13 protein-coding genes and 1 other annotated feature are annotated in these 19,072 nt (G+C 58.5%); all 13 genes read left to right on the top strand.

Annotation, left to right across the window (positions count from 1 at the left end; translation table 11 throughout):
• Nucleotides 1-65: 65 nt before the first annotated feature.
• The gene (sigH, locus tag PTZ19_RS23990) at nucleotides 66-716 is read left to right on the top strand and encodes an RNA polymerase sporulation sigma factor SigH (RefSeq protein ID WP_276358166.1); all 651 of its coding nucleotides are present in this window, start codon (nucleotides 66-68) and stop codon (nucleotides 714-716) included.
• A 1,116-nt stretch (nucleotides 717-1,832) separates the two neighbouring features.
• Nucleotides 1,833-1,982 carry a 50S ribosomal protein L33 gene (gene rpmG, locus PTZ19_RS23985; protein ID WP_123042146.1) on the top strand — a complete coding sequence of 50 codons (150 nt, stop codon included), beginning with the start codon at nucleotides 1,833-1,835 and terminating at the stop codon, nucleotides 1,980-1,982.
• 18 nt (nucleotides 1,983-2,000) lie between these two features.
• On the top strand, nucleotides 2,001-2,210 hold the full coding sequence (gene secE, locus PTZ19_RS23980) for a preprotein translocase subunit SecE (protein ID WP_276358164.1): 210 nt from the start codon (nucleotides 2,001-2,003) through the stop codon (nucleotides 2,208-2,210).
• Between the two features lie 27 nt (nucleotides 2,211-2,237).
• On the top strand, nucleotides 2,238-2,771 hold the full coding sequence (gene nusG, locus PTZ19_RS23975; RefSeq protein ID WP_276358163.1) for a transcription termination/antitermination protein NusG: 534 nt from the start codon (nucleotides 2,238-2,240) through the stop codon (nucleotides 2,769-2,771).
• Between the two features lie 125 nt (nucleotides 2,772-2,896).
• Nucleotides 2,897-3,322: a 50S ribosomal protein L11 gene (rplK, locus tag PTZ19_RS23970; RefSeq protein ID WP_276358162.1), complete on the top strand. Its 426-nt coding sequence runs from the start codon at nucleotides 2,897-2,899 to the stop codon at nucleotides 3,320-3,322.
• Nucleotides 3,323-3,532: 210 nt separating this feature from the next.
• Nucleotides 3,533-4,225 (top strand): 50S ribosomal protein L1, encoded by a 693-nt coding sequence (gene rplA / locus PTZ19_RS23965; RefSeq protein ID WP_276358161.1) that lies wholly within the window; start codon nucleotides 3,533-3,535, stop codon nucleotides 4,223-4,225.
• Between the two features lie 46 nt (nucleotides 4,226-4,271).
• Nucleotides 4,272-4,454 (top strand) — a sequence feature (ribosomal protein L10 leader region).
• A gap of 50 nt (nucleotides 4,455-4,504) precedes the next feature.
• Nucleotides 4,505-5,005: a 50S ribosomal protein L10 gene (gene rplJ, locus PTZ19_RS23960; RefSeq protein WP_276358160.1), complete on the top strand. Its 501-nt coding sequence runs from the start codon at nucleotides 4,505-4,507 to the stop codon at nucleotides 5,003-5,005.
• 66 nt (nucleotides 5,006-5,071) lie between these two features.
• Nucleotides 5,072-5,440, top strand: coding sequence for a 50S ribosomal protein L7/L12 (gene rplL / locus PTZ19_RS23955; RefSeq protein ID WP_276358159.1), 369 nt, complete (start codon nucleotides 5,072-5,074; stop codon nucleotides 5,438-5,440).
• Nucleotides 5,441-5,631: 191 nt separating this feature from the next.
• Nucleotides 5,632-6,234, top strand: coding sequence for a class I SAM-dependent methyltransferase (locus tag PTZ19_RS23950; protein ID WP_276358158.1), 603 nt, complete (start codon nucleotides 5,632-5,634; stop codon nucleotides 6,232-6,234).
• 285 nt (nucleotides 6,235-6,519) lie between these two features.
• Nucleotides 6,520-10,065, top strand: a complete 3,546-nt coding sequence (gene rpoB, locus PTZ19_RS23945) for a DNA-directed RNA polymerase subunit beta (protein WP_276358157.1) — start codon at nucleotides 6,520-6,522, stop codon at nucleotides 10,063-10,065.
• Nucleotides 10,066-10,171: 106 nt separating this feature from the next.
• Nucleotides 10,172-13,795, top strand: coding sequence for a DNA-directed RNA polymerase subunit beta' (rpoC, locus tag PTZ19_RS23940; RefSeq protein ID WP_276358155.1), 3,624 nt, complete (start codon nucleotides 10,172-10,174; stop codon nucleotides 13,793-13,795).
• Between the two features lie 259 nt (nucleotides 13,796-14,054).
• Entirely contained in the window at nucleotides 14,055-16,760 is a 2,706-nt protein-coding gene (locus PTZ19_RS23935; protein ID WP_276358154.1) for a hypothetical protein, read from the top strand.
• Between the two features lie 288 nt (nucleotides 16,761-17,048).
• Nucleotides 17,049-19,072 (top strand): RCC1 domain-containing protein (locus PTZ19_RS23930; RefSeq protein ID WP_479686553.1); only part of this gene is annotated, 2,024 nt, incomplete at its 3' end.

Here is a 19,072-nt window from a genome sequence, read left to right as displayed (position 1 = left end):
TGATGGGATTGGGTTTGGTAGATTCAGAGGTTCCAGCAAGAGGAGCAGGCCGGAGGGATGTGCGCGTGAGCGTCGACTTGGAGAAGCTGGCAATTCGCGAATATGACTTCAAGACCGACGAGGACATCGTGGAATTCGTCCGTTCGGGTGACGGCGAAGCGCTGGAATACCTCATCAACAAATACCGCAATTTCGTTCGCGCCAAGGCGCGTTCCTATTTTTTGATCGGTGCGGAGAGAGAGGACATCGTCCAGGAAGGGATGATCGGTCTCTACAAGTCGATCCGCGACTTCAAAGGCGATAAGCTCGCGTCGTTCAAGGCGTTCGCGGAGCTGTGCATTACCCGCCAGATCATCACGGCCATCAAGACGGCGACCCGCCAGAAGCACATTCCTTTGAACTCCTACGTTTCTTTGGACAAGCCGATCTATGACGAAGACTCCGACCGTACGCTGCTGGACGTCATTTGCGGCTCCCGCGTGTGCGATCCGGAAGAAATGATCATCAACCAGGAAGAGTTTTTCGGCCTGGAGGACAAGATGTCCGAAATCCTGAGCGACCTGGAACGCAAGGTGCTCATGCTCTATTTGGACGGCCGTTCCTATCAGGAGATCGCCGTGGATTTGGACCGGCACGTCAAGTCCATCGACAACGCGCTGCAGCGCGTGAAGCGCAAGCTGGAGAAGTACTTGGAGGTCCGGAATCTCGTCAGTTGATTTCATAACCCGCGAAATCATCAAGCAGCCGATTGCCGAGCTGCTTTTTTAATTTTCGGGATGCTCCATCCCTTTCATAGAGCGATCAGACGCCGGCTACCCCATTCGCTGAGGCGGTAAGGCTAACGGACACAGCAGACGTNCGAAATCATCAAGCAGCCGATTGCCGAGCTGCTTTTTTAATTTTCGGGATGCTCCATCCCTTTCATAGAGCGATCAGACGCCGGCTACCCCATTCGCTGAGGCGGTAAGGCTAACGGACACAGCAGACGTTATGGGGGGCGCTCTTCGGCAAATCGCATTTTAACGGACACAGTTGCGCTTATTGGGCGAAAAGCCCCACGTATAACCGTAAAAGGTTACGGATAAGGGTCGCTGTGTCCGTTACGATTTGAAAATGAGGGGATTTGATCCAATAGCGGCTGCGGTGTCCGTTAGAATCAGAACCCGTGGCGAGGGAGGATGGGCAACAGTTGATTAAGCCTGCCGCGCAAGCTTAATCCCCGCCAACGTAGGGGGCAACAGCTGATTAAGCTTGCCGCGCAAGCTTAACCCCCGCCCCTCTGGACAAACGGGTCCCAATGGTCATGTTCATTCGATTACAGGATTGAGGATATCGTGGGTAAGTTACTGATGAGTGACTGCAGAGGCACGATTCAAAAGGACCGTCAGGGACGAATTTCTCCCTGACGGTTTATCGCCCGCAGCTCCGGATCCCAGTCGAACAGGACGCGAAAGCCGCATGGTTTACTCGCGACCCCATCGGTTGCGCCAAAGCCGGGAAACTCGTTTACTCCATGAAAACTCTTAAGCGGCATGCCGGACCGCGGACGGTTAAACCCGGCGAAAAGTAGAAAGAATGTAGCTAGGCTCTGAGGCCGGAAGGCGCCTCCCCATTCTTTCCGTTGACATCAATATAGGCCTGTGATAAATTATTTTAGTAACCTTTAAGGTGGCATGATGTGCGCAGGCCCTGAATCATCGGCGAAACGCCAGGTTTCGTTGCATTGACGGACTTGGTCAGCGCAGGACGGACGCTCCGCCCTATCGGAGTCGTACGCTGTGCCGCCGGATCGATTCTTTTTTTATGAGCTAATGTCCCGGGAGGTGGAAGGGATGCGGGTCATCATCACTCTCGCTTGCACCAACTGCAAGCAGCGAAACTACACGTCGACGAAGAACAAGCGGACCCATTCGGATCGCATGGAGTTGAAAAAGTTCTGCAGACACTGCAATGAACACACTCCTCACCGCGAAACGCGCTAAGTCCTAGGAGGTATGGGCGTGACTTTCCTGGCCAAAATGAAACAGAGCTTTGGGTCCTTTTTTTCGTTTTTTGGCGAAAGCTGGAGCGAACTCAAGAAAGTCCGTTGGCCGAACCGGAAAGAGCTGGTCAGCTACACCGTCATCGTCATCGTGACCGTGCTGCTCGTTACCCTCTACTTCTGGGCGCTGGATATCGGAATTTCTCAACTCGTCGATCTCGTCATTTAACGCCGGGAACCAAAGGTGGATCTTCCCATGGAAAAAAGATGGTACGTCGTGCACACGTACTCCGGGTATGAGAACAAGGTGAAAACCAACCTGGAGAAACGCGTGGAATCAATGGGCATGCAGGATAAGATTTTCCGCGTGCTCGTTCCGATGGAAGAGGAGATCGTCAACAAGGACGGCAAGAAAAAGACGGTGATGCGCAAAGTGTATCCCGGCTACGTTCTCGTTGAAATGATCCAAACGGACGACTCTTGGTACGTGGTCCGCAATACGCCGGGCGTCACCGGATTCGTCGGTTCCACCGGATCTGGATCGAAGCCGACGCCTCTGCTGCCCGAAGAAGCGGAACAGATTCTCCATCATATGGGCCTGGAAGAGCCGAAGCCGGTCATCGAATTCGAGCTCAAGGAGAATGTCCGCGTCAAAGTCGGACCTTTCGCCAATTTTGTCGGGAGCGTGGAAGAGATTCTGCACGACAAGATGAAGCTGAAGGTTCACGTCAACATGTTCGGCAGGGAAACGCCAGTTGAGTTGGATTTCACTCAAGTGGAGAAAATATAATTTTCACCGTTTCCGAGTAAAAACGGCTTCGTCGTCTTCGGAGGGCGGGGGTTCGTTTTTACGGCAAGAGCGGGAGGGGCGAAACGCCCCGTCGTACCGCATTATGGGGCAAGGAGGTGTGCATCATGGCAAAGAAAGTCATCAAATTGGTCAAGCTGCAGGTACCCGCCGGCAAAGCCAACCCGGCGCCGCCGATCGGTCCGGCTCTTGGTCAAGCAGGCGTTAACATCATGGCGTTCTGTAAGGAATTCAACGCCCGTACGGCGGATCAAGCCGGCCTGATCATTCCGGTCGTGATCTCCGTATTCGAGGACCGTTCCTTCACGTTCGAGACGAAAACGCCGCCGGCAGCGGTATTGCTGCGCGTCGCAGCCGGGATCGAAAAAGGATCCGGCGAGCCGAACAAGAAGAAAGTCGCTACGGTAAAGCGGGACAAAGTCCGCGCGATCGCCGAGCAGAAAATGCAAGACTTGAACGCGGCTTCCGTGGAAGCGGCTATGCGGATGATCGAAGGCACCGCCCGCAGCATGGGCGTTACGATCGTCGACTGACGCGTTCCGGCCGCAAAGCCGGATCGGCGTCCGCGCGCTCGTTCGAGCTCGCTAGTGGTGAGATGGCCGTGCCTCGGCGGCTCACCGTCCGCGCGGCGTTTGTCGCGTATTCGTGCCCTCGACTACGGTCGTTTGGCACGGGCCGCGCACTCATTCGAGTGCGCTTGTGGGAGGAGACTTCCGTTATTACCACGCAAGGAGGAGAACAACATGGCCAAACACGGCAAGAAATACTCGGAAGCCGTAAAGCTGATCGACCGCGACGCGACCTACGAACCGTTGGAAGCGATCGAGCTCGTGAAGAAAGCGGCATCGGCCAAGTTCGACGAAACCGTCGAAGCAGCCGTCCGTCTCGGCGTAGATCCGAGAAAACAAGACCAGAACGTGCGCGGCGTCGTCGTCCTGCCGCACGGCACGGGCAAAACGAAGCGCGTCCTCGTATTCGCCAAAGGCGACAAAGTCAAAGAGGCTGAAGCAGCCGGAGCGGATTACGTCGGGGATCAAGACCTCATCAATAAAATCCAACAGGGTTGGTTCGAGTTCGACGTCTGCGTCGCGACCCCGGACATGATGAGCGAAGTGGGTAAGCTGGGCCGTATCCTCGGCGGCAAAGGCCTCATGCCGAACCCGAAAGCCGGCACGGTTACGTTCGACGTAGCCAAAGCGATCCAAGAGATCAAAGCCGGTAAAATCGAATACCGTCTGGACAAAGCCGGACAAATTCACGCACCGATCGGCAAAGTTTCGTTCGACGCCGACAAGCTGAACGATAACCTCAAAGCCCTGATCGACGCGCTGAACCGGGCGAAGCCGGCGGCAGCCAAAGGCATCTACCTGAAGAACATCTCGATTTCCTCGACGATGGGACCGGGCGCCCGCGTTAACGCGGCGAACTACCGCTAATTGCCGTTTGACAGCGGCAATCGGCAATGGTATGATGTCTGGGTTGTGAAATTGAATAAACCGACCGTAGACCGTAGGTGCCGAGTGCGCGACTAACCGTTCGCGCGGCAGGCTTAATTTCCTACCGAGGTGTGTGGATACAATCAACGGAGCAGCTGCGCGCAGTTGCGGAATTCCGATTTTGATTTCCTCGTGCCCCCGCGTCTGCGGGGGCATTTCTTATGGACCACGGCCAGGAAATGTCCGATACGGTGAATCATGAACCAGGAGGTGCAGACGATGGCAAATGCCAAAATCATCGCAGCGAAGCAACAAGCGGTTGACGAAATCGCGGCGAAGCTGAAGGAAAGCACGACGACGGTCGTCGCGGACTACCGCGGACTGAACGTCGCGCAAGTGACCGAGCTCCGCAAACAGCTGCGCGAAGCCGGCGTCGAGTTCCAAGTATTGAAGAACTCGCTCGTCAGCCGTGCAGCCGGCAGCGTCGATCTCGGGGAACTGGAATCGGTTCTGACCGGTCCGACCGCCGTCGCATTCGGAAAGGACGCGGTTGCGCCCGCGAAAATCCTGAACGAGTTCGCGAAGAAGAACGAAGCCCTGAAAATCAAGGGCGGCGTCGTGGAAGGCCGCGTCGTCGATACGGCCCAGATCCAAGCGCTTGCCAACCTGCCGTCTCGCGAAGGCCTGCTTTCCATGCTGCTCAGCGTGCTGCAGGCGCCGATGCGCAACGTCGCGCTCGCCGTCAAGGCAGTGGCGGAAAAGAACGAAGCCACGGCATAAGAATGTTTGACCGAAACCAAGCGTTAACCGCTTGAAACATCAAATCATAATGGAGGGTATATCCAAATGAGCAAAGAGCAAATCTTGGAAGCCATCAAAAACATGACCGTTCTCGAACTGAACGATCTGGTTAAAGCCATCGAAGAAGAATTCGGCGTAACCGCCGCCGCACCGGTAGCAGTCGTAGCCGGCGGCGCAGGCGCGGCAGCCGAAGCCGAAGAGCAAACGGAATTCGACGTCATCCTGGCGGATGCCGGCGCTTCCAAAATCAACGTCATCAAGGCGGTTCGCGAAATCACGGGTCTCGGCCTGAAAGAAGCGAAAGACCTGGTCGACAACGCTCCGAAGCCGATCAAAGAAAAAGTCGGCAAAGAAGAAGCCGATTCCGTCAAAGCGAAGCTCGAAGAAGCCGGCGCGAAAGTGGAAGTTAAGTAATTTCGGCTTGCGCATTCGATCAAACCCCTTGAAGGTCACCTTCAAGGGGTTTGTTTGCGCAATTCCGGGGGAAAAATGGAACTGCGGCCCAATCCGGCAAGACGGCGGAACGGAGATCTCCTTGTAACATGGGAGGTTTGCGTTGCGCCGATTTGCCGGGGAACGGCGAAGCGGAGGGAGGTACTCCCGCCATGAGCGAGCATTACTATTCCCGTAAACCGACGGCCGCGAGCGATCGCCAGGTCATCGAAGCCGTGTTAAGAGGCTTCCGGATGCGGTTCGTTTCGGATGCCGGGGTCTTTTCGAAAGGCGGAGTCGATTACGGCAGCCGGGTTCTGATCGAACGGATGGAAATCCCGGAAGCCGCTTCGGTGCTGGACGTCGGCTGCGGATACGGACCGATCGGGCTGACCGCCGCCAAGCTGGATCCGAAAAACCGCGTGGTGATGGTCGATATCAATGAAAGAGCCGTGGAGCTGACGCGCTTGAACGCGGAGGCGAACGGGCTGTCCAACGTGACCGTTCTGCAGAGCGACAAACTCGAATCCGTGCGGGGACAATCCTTCGACGTCATCCTGACGAATCCCCCGATCCGCGCGGGCAAAGCCGTCGTGCACGAAATTTTCGAAGAGGCTTTCCGCCATCTCGCGGACGGCGGCTCGTTGTGGATCGTCATTCAGAACAAACAAGGGGCGCCGAGCGCCAAGGCGAAGCTGGAGGAACTGTTCGGCGAAGGTGCGGTAACGGAGATCGGGAAGGACAAAGGGTATCGGATTTACCGCGCAAATCGATAAAGTTGCTCCCCGCGCATCGTTCGTTCAGTCGCGGCAAGAAAAGTTTGACTTGACTTTTTCTTTATGGTACCATTGAAAAATGTCAGTATTAAGATGGGCTCATTGTCTTTATGCAAAGAAAAGTTCCGGCACGGTCCTTTTTCCAGGAATAAAATCGCTTGGAACAACGTATAATGGGTTTGTTTTGGGCCAATGTCTGGATAAGGGTGCCATTGTGCCGCCAATCGGCGCATAAGGGCTTTTCTTTGTTTTTGTGTTGAAGCAGACTGAAGGGGTGAGGTAAAGTTGGCAGGACATCTTGTTCAGTACGGCCGGCGCACCAGGCGGAGCTATTCCCGCATCCAGGAGGTGCTGGAAGTCCCGAACCTGATCGAAATCCAGCAACAATCGTACCAGAAGTTTTTGGACGAGGGCCTGCGGGAGATTTTTCAGGACATTTCGCCGATCTCGGATTTCACGGGCAATCTGGTGCTGGAGTTCATCGACTACAGCTTGGGCGAGCCCAAATACTCCGTCGACGAATCGAAGGAACGCGATGTCACCTATGCGGCTCCGCTGCGCGTCAAAGTGCGTCTGCTCAACAAGGAAACCGGGGAAGTGAAGGAGCAGGAAGTGTTCATGGGCGATTTTCCGCTCATGACGGAGACCGGCACGTTCATTATCAACGGTGCGGAACGCGTTATCGTCAGCCAATTGGTCCGCTCCCCGAGCGTCTATTACAGCACAAAAGTGGACAAAAACGGGAAGAAAACGTACACCGCGACGGTCATTCCGAACCGCGGCGCTTGGCTGGAACTGGAAACCGACGCCAAGGATATCATCTACGTCCGGATCGACCGCACCCGGAAAATCCCGGTGACGGTGTTGCTTCGCGCGCTCGGTTTCGGGACCGACGCGGAGATTCTCGACCTGCTCGGTCAGGACGAGTTTATCTTGAACACCCTCGAGAAAGACAATACGGACTCCACGGAGAAAGCGCTGATCGAAATCTACGAGCGCCTTCGCCCGGGCGAGCCTCCGACTTTGGAGAACGCGCGCAGCTTGCTGATCGCCCGTTTCTTCGATCCGAAGCGTTACGACCTGGCCAACGTCGGCCGTTACAAGATCAATAAGAAACTGCATATCAAAAACCGATTGTTCGACACGCGGCTGGCCGAAACTTTGGTCGATCCTTCCACGGGCGAAATCCTGGCCGAAGCCGGCCAGCTCGTCGATCGCCGCCTGCTCGACCAAATCCTGCCTTCGCTGGAGAAGAACGTCGGATACAAGAACTACCACGTCGTCGGGGGCGTCAACGAATCCGAGGACATTCCGCTCCAGGCGATCAGCGTGTTCTCTCCGATCGAAGACGGCAAAGTCGTCAAAGTCATTGCCAACGGGAATATCGACAAGTCGGTGAAGCATATCACGCCGGCCGATATTATCTCTTCGATCAACTATTTCATTAACCTGCTGCACGGCATCGGCACCACGGACGATATCGACCATCTGGGCAACCGCCGTCTGCGTTCCGTCGGCGAACTGCTGCAGAACCAGTTCCGGATCGGCCTGTCCCGGATGGAGCGCGTGGTCCGCGAGCGGATGTCCATCCAGGACCAGAACGCGATCACGCCGCAGGCGCTCATCAACATCCGTCCGGTCATCGCCGCCATCAAGGAATTTTTTGGATCGTCGCAGCTGTCCCAGTTCATGGACCAGACGAACCCGCTGGCCGAACTGACGCATAAGCGCCGTCTGTCCGCGCTCGGACCGGGCGGTCTCACGCGCGAGCGCGCCGGCTTCGAAGTGCGCGACGTTCACCCGTCCCACTACGGCCGGATGTGCCCGATCGAGACGCCGGAAGGTCCGAACATCGGTCTGATCAACTCCCTGTCGACGTTCGCGCGGATCAACGAGTACGGCTTCATCGAAGCGCCGTACCGCCGCGTGGATCCGAAGACGAACCGCGTCACGGACGAGATCGTCTACATGACGGCGGACGAAGAGTACAACTACATCATCGCCCAGGCGAACGTGAACCTGAACGAGGACGGTTCCTTCGCGGAGGAATCCGTTATCGTCCGTTACAACAAGCAGGCGGATAACATCCTTCAAATGCCGAGCGACCGCGTCGACTTCATCGACGTGTCGCCGAAGCAAGTCGTCTCCGTGGCGACGGCGATGATCCCGTTCCTCGAGAACGACGACTCCAACCGCGCCCTCATGGGATCGAACATGCAGCGGCAAGCGGTGCCCCTGCTCGTTCCGGACGCCCCGTACGTCGGGACCGGCATGGAGCATAAGTCGGCGAAGGACTCCGGGGTATGTATTGTATCCAAATATGACGGGATCATCGAACGCGTCAGCGCGAACGAAATTTGGCTCCGCCGCACCGAAGTCGTCGACGGCAAGGAAGTCAAAGGCGATCTGGTCAAATACAAGCTTCAGAAATTCATGCGGTCCAACCAAGGGACCTGCATCAATCAGCGCCCGATCTGCAAGAAGGGCGAAATCGTCAAGAAAGGCGACATCCTGGCGGACGGTCCTTCGACCGACCAGGGCGAGCTGGCCCTCGGCCGCAACGTCGTCGTCGCGTTCATGACGTGGGAAGGTTACAACTACGAGGACGCGATCCTGCTCTCCGAGAAGCTGGTGCGCGAGGACGTCTATACCTCGATCCACATTGAAGAATACGAATCCGAAGCGCGGGACACCAAGCTCGGACCGGAAGAAATCACGCGCGACATCCCGAACGTCGGGGAAGACGCGCTGCGCAACCTCGACGAGCGCGGCATCATCCGCGTCGGCGCCGAGATCGGCGCGGGCGACATCCTCGTCGGCAAAGTCACTCCGAAGGGCGTGACCGAGCTGACGGCGGAAGAGCGCCTGCTGCACGCGATCTTCGGCGAGAAGGCGCGCGAAGTGCGCGACACCTCGCTGCGCGTGCCCCACGGCACCGACGGCATCGTCGTCGACGTCAAGGTGTTCACGCGCGAGAACGGCGACGAGCTGCCGCCGGGCGTAAACCAGCTGGTTCGCGTCTATATCGCGCAGAAGCGGAAAATTTCCGAAGGCGACAAGATGGCCGGACGCCACGGCAACAAAGGGGTTATCGCCCGCATCCTGCCGGAGGAAGACATGCCGTTTATGCCGGACGGCACGCCGGTGCAGGTCGTGCTCAACCCGCTGGGCGTACCTTCCCGGATGAACATCGGGCAGGTGCTGGAAGTCCACCTCGGCATGGCTTGCCGCTACCTCGGCATCCGGGCCGCGACGCCGGTCTTCGACGGCGCGACCGAATACGACGTATTCGACACCATGGAAGAAGCCGGCATGCAGCGCAACGGCAAGACGCGCTTGTTCGACGGCCGCACGGGCGAACCGTTCGAGCGCGAAGTCACCGTCGGCGTCATGTACATGATCAAGCTGGCGCACATGGTCGACGATAAAATCCACGCCCGTTCGACCGGTCCGTACTCCCTCGTTACGCAGCAGCCTCTGGGCGGTAAAGCCCAGTTCGGCGGCCAGCGCTTCGGGGAGATGGAGGTCTGGGCGCTCGAAGCGTACGGCGCCGCCTATACGCTGCAGGAAATCTTGACCGTCAAGTCCGACGACGTCGTCGGCCGCGTCAAGACGTACGAGTCGATCGTCAAGGGCGAGAACGTGCCGGAGCCGGGCGTTCCGGAGTCGTTCAAGGTTTTGATCAAGGAGCTTCAAAGCCTCGGGATGGACGTGAAGATCCTGACCGAAAACGAAGAAGAGATCGAAATGAAGGAATCCGACGACGAGGACGACGGCGCAGGCGACAAGCTGAACCTGAATCTCGAGGGCGCGGAAGTCGGCGTAGAATAAGCATCGGCCGGACGGGCACGGCATTGCCGCCGCCGTCCGGTCGCACGATTATCGGTCGGCACGAAGGTTCGGATATCTCTGCAAGAGAAGAAGGAGGGCTTGCTCCTTGCTAGACGTCAACAACTTTGAGTTCATGAAGATCGGGCTCGCATCCCCGGACAAGATCCGGTCTTGGTCCCGCGGCGAAGTCAAGAAGCCGGAGACGATCAACTACCGCACGTTGAAGCCGGAGAAGGAAGGCTTGTTCTGCGAGAAGATCTTCGGACCGACGAAGGATTGGGAGTGCCATTGCGGCAAGTACAAACGCGTCCGCTATAAAGGCGTCGTCTGCGACCGCTGCGGCGTCGAAGTCACGCGGGCCAAAGTCCGCCGCGAGCGGATGGGCCACATCGAGCTGGCCGCTCCCGTTTCGCATATTTGGTACTTCAAAGGCATTCCCAGCCGGATGGGCCTCGCGCTCGACATGTCTCCCCGGTCCCTGGAAGAGGTCATTTATTTCGCCTCTTATGTCGTGACCGACCCGGGCGATACGCCGCTGGAGAAGAAGCAGCTGCTCTCCGAGAAAGAATACCGCAGCTACCGCGAGAAATACGGTTATGCCTTCCAAGCCGGCATGGGCGCGGAAGCCGTCAAGAAGCTGCTGCAGGACATCGATCTCGACCGCGAGCTCGATATGCTCAAGGAAGAACTCCGCACGGCCCAAGGCCAGCGCCGCAACCGCGCGATCAAGCGGCTGGAAGTCATCGAATCTTTCCGCAATTCCGGCAACCTGCCGGAGTGGATGATTCTGGACGTGCTGCCGGTCATCCCGCCCGAGCTGCGTCCGATGGTGCAGCTGGACGGCGGCCGTTTCGCGACGAGCGACTTGAACGACCTGTATCGCCGCGTCATCAACCGGAACAACCGGCTGAAACGGCTGCTCGACCTCGGCGCTCCGGACATCATCGTGCAGAACGAGAAGCGGATGCTGCAGGAAGCCGTCGACGCCTTGATCGACAACGGCCGCCGCGGCCGTCCGGTTACGGGTCCCGGCAACCGTCCGCTCAAATCGCTCAGCCATATGCTCAAGGGAAAACAGGGCCGTTTCCGCCAGAACCTGCTCGGCAAACGCGTCGACTATTCCGGCCGTTCGGTTATCGTCGTCGGCCCGAGCCTGAAGATGTACCAATGCGGTCTTCCGAAGGAAATGGCGCTGGAGCTGTTCAAGCCGTTCGTGATGAAGGAGCTCGTGCTTAAAGGCCAGGCTCACAACATCAAGAGCGCCAAGCGCAAAGTCGAGCGCGTCAGCCCGGAAGTATGGGACGTGCTCGAGGAAGTCATCAAGGAGCACCCGGTGCTGCTGAACCGCGCGCCGACGCTTCACCGCTTGGGGATCCAGGCGTTCGAGCCGGTGCTCGTGGAAGGGCGCGCCATCAAGCTGCATCCGCTCGTCTGTACGGCTTATAACGCCGACTTCGACGGCGACCAGATGGCCGTGCACGTTCCGCTGTCCGCCGAGGCGCAAGCCGAAGCCCGCATGCTGATGCTGGCCGCGGGCAACATCCTGAACCCGAAGGACGGCAAGCCGGTCGTCACGCCTTCCCAGGACATGGTTCTCGGCTGCTATTACCTGACCATGGACAACAAGGAAGCACCGGGCTCCGGTCTGCGTTTCTCCACCGTCCACGAGGCGGTTTCCGCTTACCAGCGGGAGCCGGAGCGCATTTCGCTGCATGCCCGCGTGGCCATTCCGGTCAAGGAACTGAGAAAGAAGAGCTTTACGCCGCAGCAGCAGAACGCGCTGATCATCACGACGATCGGCAAGATCATTTTCAACGAAATTTTCCCGGACACGTTCCCGTATATCAACGAAGCGACCAAGGACAACCTGCTCAAGGGGACGCCGGACAAATACTTCGTCTACGACAAAGGCGCGGACGTCGACAAGCTCATGCAAGAGCTTCCGACGCCGGGCGCGGTAGGCAAAGAATACTTGGGTACGATCATCGGCGAGTGCTTCCGGATCTATCACACGACCCAAACGTCGGTCATCCTGGACCGGATCAAGCAGCTCGGCTTCACGTACTCCACGAAGGCCGGCATCACGATCGCGGTCGCCGACGTTATCGTGCCGAACGAAAAGCAGGAGATCCTCAAGCAGTCCCAGGAGAAGGTCGACGTCATCACGCGGCAATACCGCCGCGGCTTGATCACCAACGAAGAACGGTATGACCGCGTCATCGAAATCTGGAGCCGGGCGAAGGACGAAATCACGGATATCCTGATGAAGTCCATGGACCGCTACAACTCGATCATGCTCATGGTCGACTCCAAAGCGCGGGGCAACAAATCGCAGATCACCCAGCTGGGCGGTATGCGCGGCCTCATGGCCAACCCGTCGGGCCGGATCATCGAGTTGCCGATCCTGTCGAACTTCCGCGAAGGCTTGACCGTCTTGGAGTACTTCATCTCCACGCACGGCGCGCGGAAAGGTCTGGCGGATACGGCGCTGCGGACGGCGGACTCGGGTTATCTCACCCGTCGTCTCGTCGACGTCGCGCAGGACGTCATCGTCCGCGAGGAAGACTGCGGCACCGATAAGGGAATTCTCGTTTCCCGGATCGAGGACGGCAAAGAAGTCATCGAGGACCTGTTCGACCGGATCGAGGGACGTTACGCTTTCGAAACCGTCCGCCATCCGGAGACGGGCGAAGTGCTCGTCCACATGAACGAGCTCATCGACACGCCGAAGGCGGAAGCGATCGTCAAAGCCGGCGTAGGCAAGCTGCAAATCCGCTCCGTCCTGAGCTGCCGCGCCCGCCACGGCGTCTGCAAAATGTGCTACGGCCGCAACCTGGCGACCGGCAAAAAAGTCGAAATCGGCGAAGCCGTCGGCATCATCGCGGCCCAATCGATCGGCGAGCCGGGAACGCAGCTCACGATGCGTACGTTCCACACCGGCGGCGTAGCCGGAGACGACATCACGCAAGGTCTTCCGCGGATCCAGGAGCTGTTCGAGGCCCGGAACCCGAAAGGCCAGGCGATCATCTCCGAGATCGACGGCGAGATCAAGGAAATCCGCGAGACGAAGGACCGCCGCGAAATCGAAGTGCAAGGGGAAGCCGAGACGAAGGTGTACCCCGTCAGCTACGGTTCGCGCATCCGCGTCGTCCAGGGACAGCATATCGAAGCGGGCGACGAGCTGACCGACGGCTCCATCGACCCGAAGGAAATGCTCCGCATCAAGGGCATCCGCGGCGTGCAGAACTATATCCTCCAGGAAGTTCAGCGCGTTTACCGGAACCAAGGCGTGGAAATCAACGACAAGCACGTCGAGGTCATGATCAAGCAGATGCTGCGGAAGATCAAGATCGTCGACCCGGGCGACACGACGCTGCTGCCCGGCGCGTTCGTCGACATCCACGAGTACGAAGCGGCGAACCGCGAAGCGATCTTGAGCGGCAAGGAACCGGCGGTTGCCCGTCCGGTGCTGCTCGGGATCACGAAGGCGTCGCTCGAGACGGATTCGTTCTTGTCCGCGGCCTCCTTCCAGGAGACGACGCGCGTCCTGACCGACGCCGCCATCAAGGGCAAGGTCGACCGCCTGCTCGGCCTCAAGGAGAATGTCATCATCGGCAAGCTCATTCCGGCCGGCACGGGCATGTCGCGTTACCGCAACATCCGCGTCGTGTCTCCGCTGGATGAGGGCGAGGAGCAGTCGTCGGAACTCGAATCGATCGCGGTTGAATAAACGGCAGGAAATGACGGACGGCCTTTCGAGGCCGTTCGTTTTTTATTTTCAGGAGGAAAACGCGCGCGCGGAAATAGGAGAGCATGGTAATTAATCGGGCAAAATATTCATGGAATGAAAATTCGCGTGGCCTTCCATCCGAGTGGCATCAACAACTTTTTCCCCGCTGATCCGTCTAAACGTACGTACTGGAGAAAAATGGACGCGGAAAAGCGCCGGGAGCGTTCCGGAAGCGGAAAAGAGAGCGGGGAGATGCGGGATGGGAAGCTTGCGCGGGAGGAAATCGACGGCCCTCCTCATCGCGGTTGCCATGCTGTTGCCGATCGGGTGGGCGGCGTCGGGAAAAGGCGAACGTTCGGCGAGTCCGATGGCGGCTCCGCCGGCGGAAAGCGCACAGGCGGAGAAGGGCGGGGCGGAAACGGCGGGAGCCGAGGCGCCTCATTCGGGGTTTTCCGATTTGCGCCTCGGGAAAACCGTCACGGCGGGCGGAATGTCTCTTCGACTGCCGGATGAAGATTCCGCCAGGATCGAGTCGACGATGGCGTCCGATGATACGGATCGGCCCGCCGTTCACGTGGTGTCGCGCTTTCGCTCGGAAGACGGCGGCAAGGATCCAGCGGTGAGGTACGACGCGGTGGCGGTCGACCCGGAACGGGGAAACGCGGCCGTCTACCCGATGTACGAGATCAAGTCGCCGTTCGAAGGGGCTCGGTACGCGCCGGTGTTCGGATTCGTGGACGAAACCCGTTTCGCCTATGTCGTTCCGCGGGCGGACACGGACGGCGTCGTTTTCGATATCGATTGGATGGATGCGGCAGACGGGAGGACGGAGACGCTCGTGCCGGGTTTCTGGCGGATCGGGGATTCGTCCGGGGACGGGGACGATTTCTTTATCGGCTCGTTCGTGTCGGAGGATCGGCAGCGTGCCGTTTTGAACAGCTTCAAGGGTCGTTTGTGGCTTGTAGACTTCGCGAAGCGGACGGCGGTTCCGATCGAAGGCGGACCGTATCCGGCTTACGGGGATCCGGGAAGCACGCCTCCCCGATCCCTCGTGTACCCGTCCGGAGATTTGCATCGTTTTCTTTATGAAGAATCCGGGAGCAACCGCTTCGTCATGCGGGACTGCGAAGGCGCTCGGTTGGGAGAACTGCGCTTGCCTGCGTCGGATACGGTCGAGTCCCCGGGCATCCAGTGGGGTCCAGGCGGCCGATATGCCGCAGTGGAATACGCTCATCAGGCGGAAGGTTACATGCGGGCGTCGGATAACGGGTTGGACGTATTCGCCCAGGGGATGGCATTCATCGGCCGAGACGGCCATACGGCAGGCAAATGGGAATCGTCCGGATCTTCCCCCTATCGGATGGATCTGTTCGGCTGGGCGGATGAACGCACGGTGCTGGCGTCCCTGTACCGTCCCCGAACGGTGGAAGGCGCGGAACCCGAAAAAACGGAGATTTCTTACCGGCTCTACGATATCGCAAGCGGAAAAGAGACCGAGCTGAAGGAAGCGGCCGAGCTCGGGCAATTACGAGGGTTTCGGATCGTCCCGGCTGTTCGGCCGTCGGCGCAAAGCTGGGCGCAGGGCGACGGAGCGCCTTTTCTGTTCCTGGATCCGGAGCAACGCCTAATCTGGCTTCCGCCGGCCGGAAGCGAGCTCGTGTCCGAAGCGGCGGGCGCCGTCACGGTGCAAATGAAGAACACCGATGGCGGAATCGCATTGCGGTTCGGCAAGGACAGCCGCACCTGGAAATGGCTGGCGACGGATGCCGGGGAAATGCGCGACGGCTATCCGGTTTACGCGGTTCCAGTCGTCCTTCGGGATCGCTGGCTGGCGTACGTCCGCTCGGATCGGACGCGGGCGGACTATATCGCCGTTGCCGCAGATGGATCGGGCGGGCCGGAGCCGGTGCTGCCGGCGTCGTTCTCGCCGGTGAGAGCCTACGATCCTGGCCAAGCGAAGATGGAGCCTGCAGCTCCCGCATCCGTCCGGGCCGTCGGGGAATCCCGATTCGGGAAAATCACCTTGGTCCCTCGCGAGAAAGAGTTGGAGGGAAAACGGGAAAGCGGGCGGCAGTTTACCGGGGATTACGATGCCGTCTTCCGGGATCTTCGGGGACGGACATCCGTCGTGGGCACGGTCGACGACTTGCTGCTGTTCACCGAAGGTGACGAAGTTCGGATGTCGCGGCTGGAATTCGAAGGGTTCGACGTCTTGCTGCTCAAGCCCGTCGATTATCCGTTCGTACGCTCTTGGGACGGCAACGTTCGGGAAGTCAGGGCTTTCCTCGTAACCGAGACGCAAGAAGCTCGTCAGGCGGCGTTTTCGTTCCGGCGCGGCGATGAGCCGGTCCAATCCGCCGTCATGGCGGTGGACGACAACGTTCGGCCCTATGCGAAAGACGGAAGCCTCGTGCTAACCTCGCCGTGGAACGGAGGAACCGAGCTGGCGTTCCGTCCGGATCCGGATGGAAGCAGGCTCGTTTTGGAGAAGGTCGCTTCCGCGGCGGTCGAACGCGCCAAACTGTTCGATCTGGCCCAAGCTTGGACCGAGCGGTTGGAGCAGGCGCTTCGCCTCGAAGAAGCGGCGCCGAAGCTGACCGATGCCGAATGGAAACGACTGCGGAGCCGAATTGACGATCGGGCGTGGAACAATAAGGGCTTTCAGACGATTTACCGGTACGACATGGATTTGCGCCGCCGCGGAACCGCGTCCCGCGCGTTCGCCTGGAATCCGATCGACTTCGAGCGCCTTGCGCCGGATACGGTCCGATTCACGTTCACGCTGAATCTGTTTTACGCCGTCGGGCAAGCGGCGCACTTGGATGTCGTCTTAAAATGGCGGGATGGCGACTGGTATGTGTACGATATGGGCACGCTGGCGATTCAGCCTTTAGGGGACGGTGCGCCGTTCGCCGGACAGGTGATTTCGGACCGATTGGAAACCGGACTGCCGAAGAAAAACTGAAGGCGCAGGCTCGCACGGAAAAAGCAAAGCCGCGAAAGTCATTATCGTATTTTCGCGAGAGGGCGCCCGAAGTGGGCGCCCGTTTCGTTGGTAAAGCCTGCATTGCACATGAAGTATGACTGCTCATCCCGCCTTCTTGGCGAGGATACCGGCGGTCTTTTTCGCGGTTCCCCTGGCATAACGCCTCCATGCTCCTATCCGCTTCATGTATACCATTGATACAAATCGTTGTTAAAATATAGCCTAAATGATACAATTAGTATCATTTAGGCTAGGAAGGAGTATGCGATGGGCTGGAGGAGACCGCATGAACCCATACATAAAAGAAGAATCACGATCTTATGCATTTTTGCATGGATGGTCACTTTTTTTAATCCGACGTTATCATTCGCTTCATCAGGTTCGGATGAGACAATCGGGAACTTCCCGGAAGCGACGGTTACGGGTGCCGTTTATTCGAGTTCAACCGCTTCTGCGGAAATAGCCGGCGGAGAGTACCATACCAGCATCCTGACTAACGACAGATACGTCGCGACATTCGGTAGAAACACGAACGGGCAGCTCGGTGACGGGACCCTTACGGACAGCCGTTTTCCGGTTCAAGTGCCCGGAATCCAGGCGGTTTCCCTTGCTGCCGGCAGATCCCACACGATGGCGCTTAAGGATGACGGGACCGTGTGGTCATGGGGGTCGAACGAATTCGGCAAACTAGGAGACGGCACCACCACGGACAGCATTATCCCCGTACAAGCAGCGGGGTTGAAAGAGGTAATCTCGATTGCGGCCGGCTATTTGCATTCGGCTGCGCTCGAAAACGACGGAACCGTCTGGACGTGGGGGTATATTGAAGCCAATCAAGACAGAGATGAAGCCTATCCATTAATTAGCAGCACCCCAGTTCGGGCGTACACGTTAACGGATGTAAACGCCATTGCTAGCGGGAGCTATCATTTGCTGGCGCTTAAGAACGACGGATCCGTATGGACTTGGGGTTGGAACGCCTACGGCCAGCTCGGCGATGGAGACAGGACCGCGGGGCGCGGGACTCCGTATCGCGTACAAGGATTGAGCGGCGTTACCGCCGTTGAGGCCGGGGAACACCATTCGCTCGCCTTGAAAAACGATGGAACGGTATGGGCATGGGGAGGCAATGGCTACGGTCAACTCGGAGACGGGACAACGGAAGTCCGGTTGGCTCCGGTTCAGGTATCCGGCTTAAATGGAGTCATTGCAATCGCATGCGGGGCCTATCATTCGATCGCCTTGAAGAACGATGGGACCGTGTGGGCGTGGGGAAGAAACGACGCCGGCCAACTTGGCGACGGAACTTCGAGCGATCGTCCGACCCCGGTTCAGGTATCCGGCCTAAGCGGCGTAACGGCCATCGCGGGCGGGGGATACCACACGATCGCAAGCAGAAACGACGGGACTGTCTGGACCTGGGGACTCAACTACTACGGCGAACTCGGAGACGGGACTACGACGTCTCGCACGAATCCGGATCAGGTTCCGGGGCTTTCCGTACCGGTGCCGAGTATTACGGGAATCACGCTCGACTCGAGTTCGTACGCCCTTGTCAAAGGAGGCACGCATCAAACGGTCGTTACGGCTCATTATTCGGATCAGAGTACCCAAACCGTAACCGACCTGGCGAATTACCAGTCTTCGAATCCGGACATCGCTTCGGTGAATGCGGCGGGTCTGGTATCCGGAGTAAATTCGGGACTCTCCATGATTACGGTTTCCTATCTCGGTCAAACGGCAGCGGCTTCGGTTACCGTAAAAGATCCGTCAGCAGACGGTTACCTGTACGGCATCATCCTGAATACTTCGACCGGCGCGCCCGCTCCCGGTGTGACGTTGACGTTCAGGGCAGGCACGAACGTAACGAACGGTCCCGTCGTCGCAACGGCAATCGCGGCGGACGGCACGTATCATCTGCAGTTGCAGGCCGGCGACTATACTGCGGTCATTACAGGCTCCGGCTATATGCCGTCTACGCTGTTCGCTACCGTGGTTGCCGATGAAATCAACTGGGCGGACGGCACGATTACCCCTGATCCGAATCAGGGAACCGGATTCTTGTACGGCACGAGCCTGACTACTTCGACCGGCGCGCCCGCTCCCGGTGTGACGTTGACGTTCAGGGCGGGTACGAACGTAACCGACGGTCCCGTCGTCGCAACGGCAATCGCGGCGGACGGCACGTACAATCTGCATTTGCCGGCCGGCGACTATACCGCGGTCATAACGGGTTCCGGCTATATGCCGTCTACGCTGTTCGCTACCGTGATCCGCGACCAAGTCAACAC

This window comes from Cohnella caldifontis, assembly GCF_029360585.1.
Lineage (GTDB): Bacteria > Bacillota > Bacilli > Paenibacillales > Paenibacillaceae > Cohnella > Cohnella caldifontis.
The sequence above is the reverse complement of the archived record's forward strand: the minus strand, read 5'-3'. Positions and strand labels throughout refer to the sequence as shown.

Bases quoted from the DNA above. Each gene is read 5' to 3' on its own strand.
- rpmG (WP_123042146.1), top strand. From the start codon at position 1,833: ATGCGGGTCATCATCACTCTCGCTTGCACCAACTGCAAGCAGCGAAAC.
- nusG (WP_276358163.1), top strand. From the start codon at position 2,238: ATGGAAAAAAGATGGTACGTCGTGCACACGTACTCCGGGTATGAGAAC.
- rplK (WP_276358162.1), top strand. From the start codon at position 2,897: ATGGCAAAGAAAGTCATCAAATTGGTCAAGCTGCAGGTACCCGCCGGC.
- rplA (WP_276358161.1), top strand. From the start codon at position 3,533: ATGGCCAAACACGGCAAGAAATACTCGGAAGCCGTAAAGCTGATCGAC.
- rplJ (WP_276358160.1), top strand. From the start codon at position 4,505: ATGGCAAATGCCAAAATCATCGCAGCGAAGCAACAAGCGGTTGACGAA.
- rplL (WP_276358159.1), top strand. From the start codon at position 5,072: ATGAGCAAAGAGCAAATCTTGGAAGCCATCAAAAACATGACCGTTCTC.
- PTZ19_RS23950 (WP_276358158.1), top strand. From the start codon at position 5,632: ATGAGCGAGCATTACTATTCCCGTAAACCGACGGCCGCGAGCGATCGC.
- PTZ19_RS23935 (WP_276358154.1), top strand. From the start codon at position 14,055: ATGGGAAGCTTGCGCGGGAGGAAATCGACGGCCCTCCTCATCGCGGTT.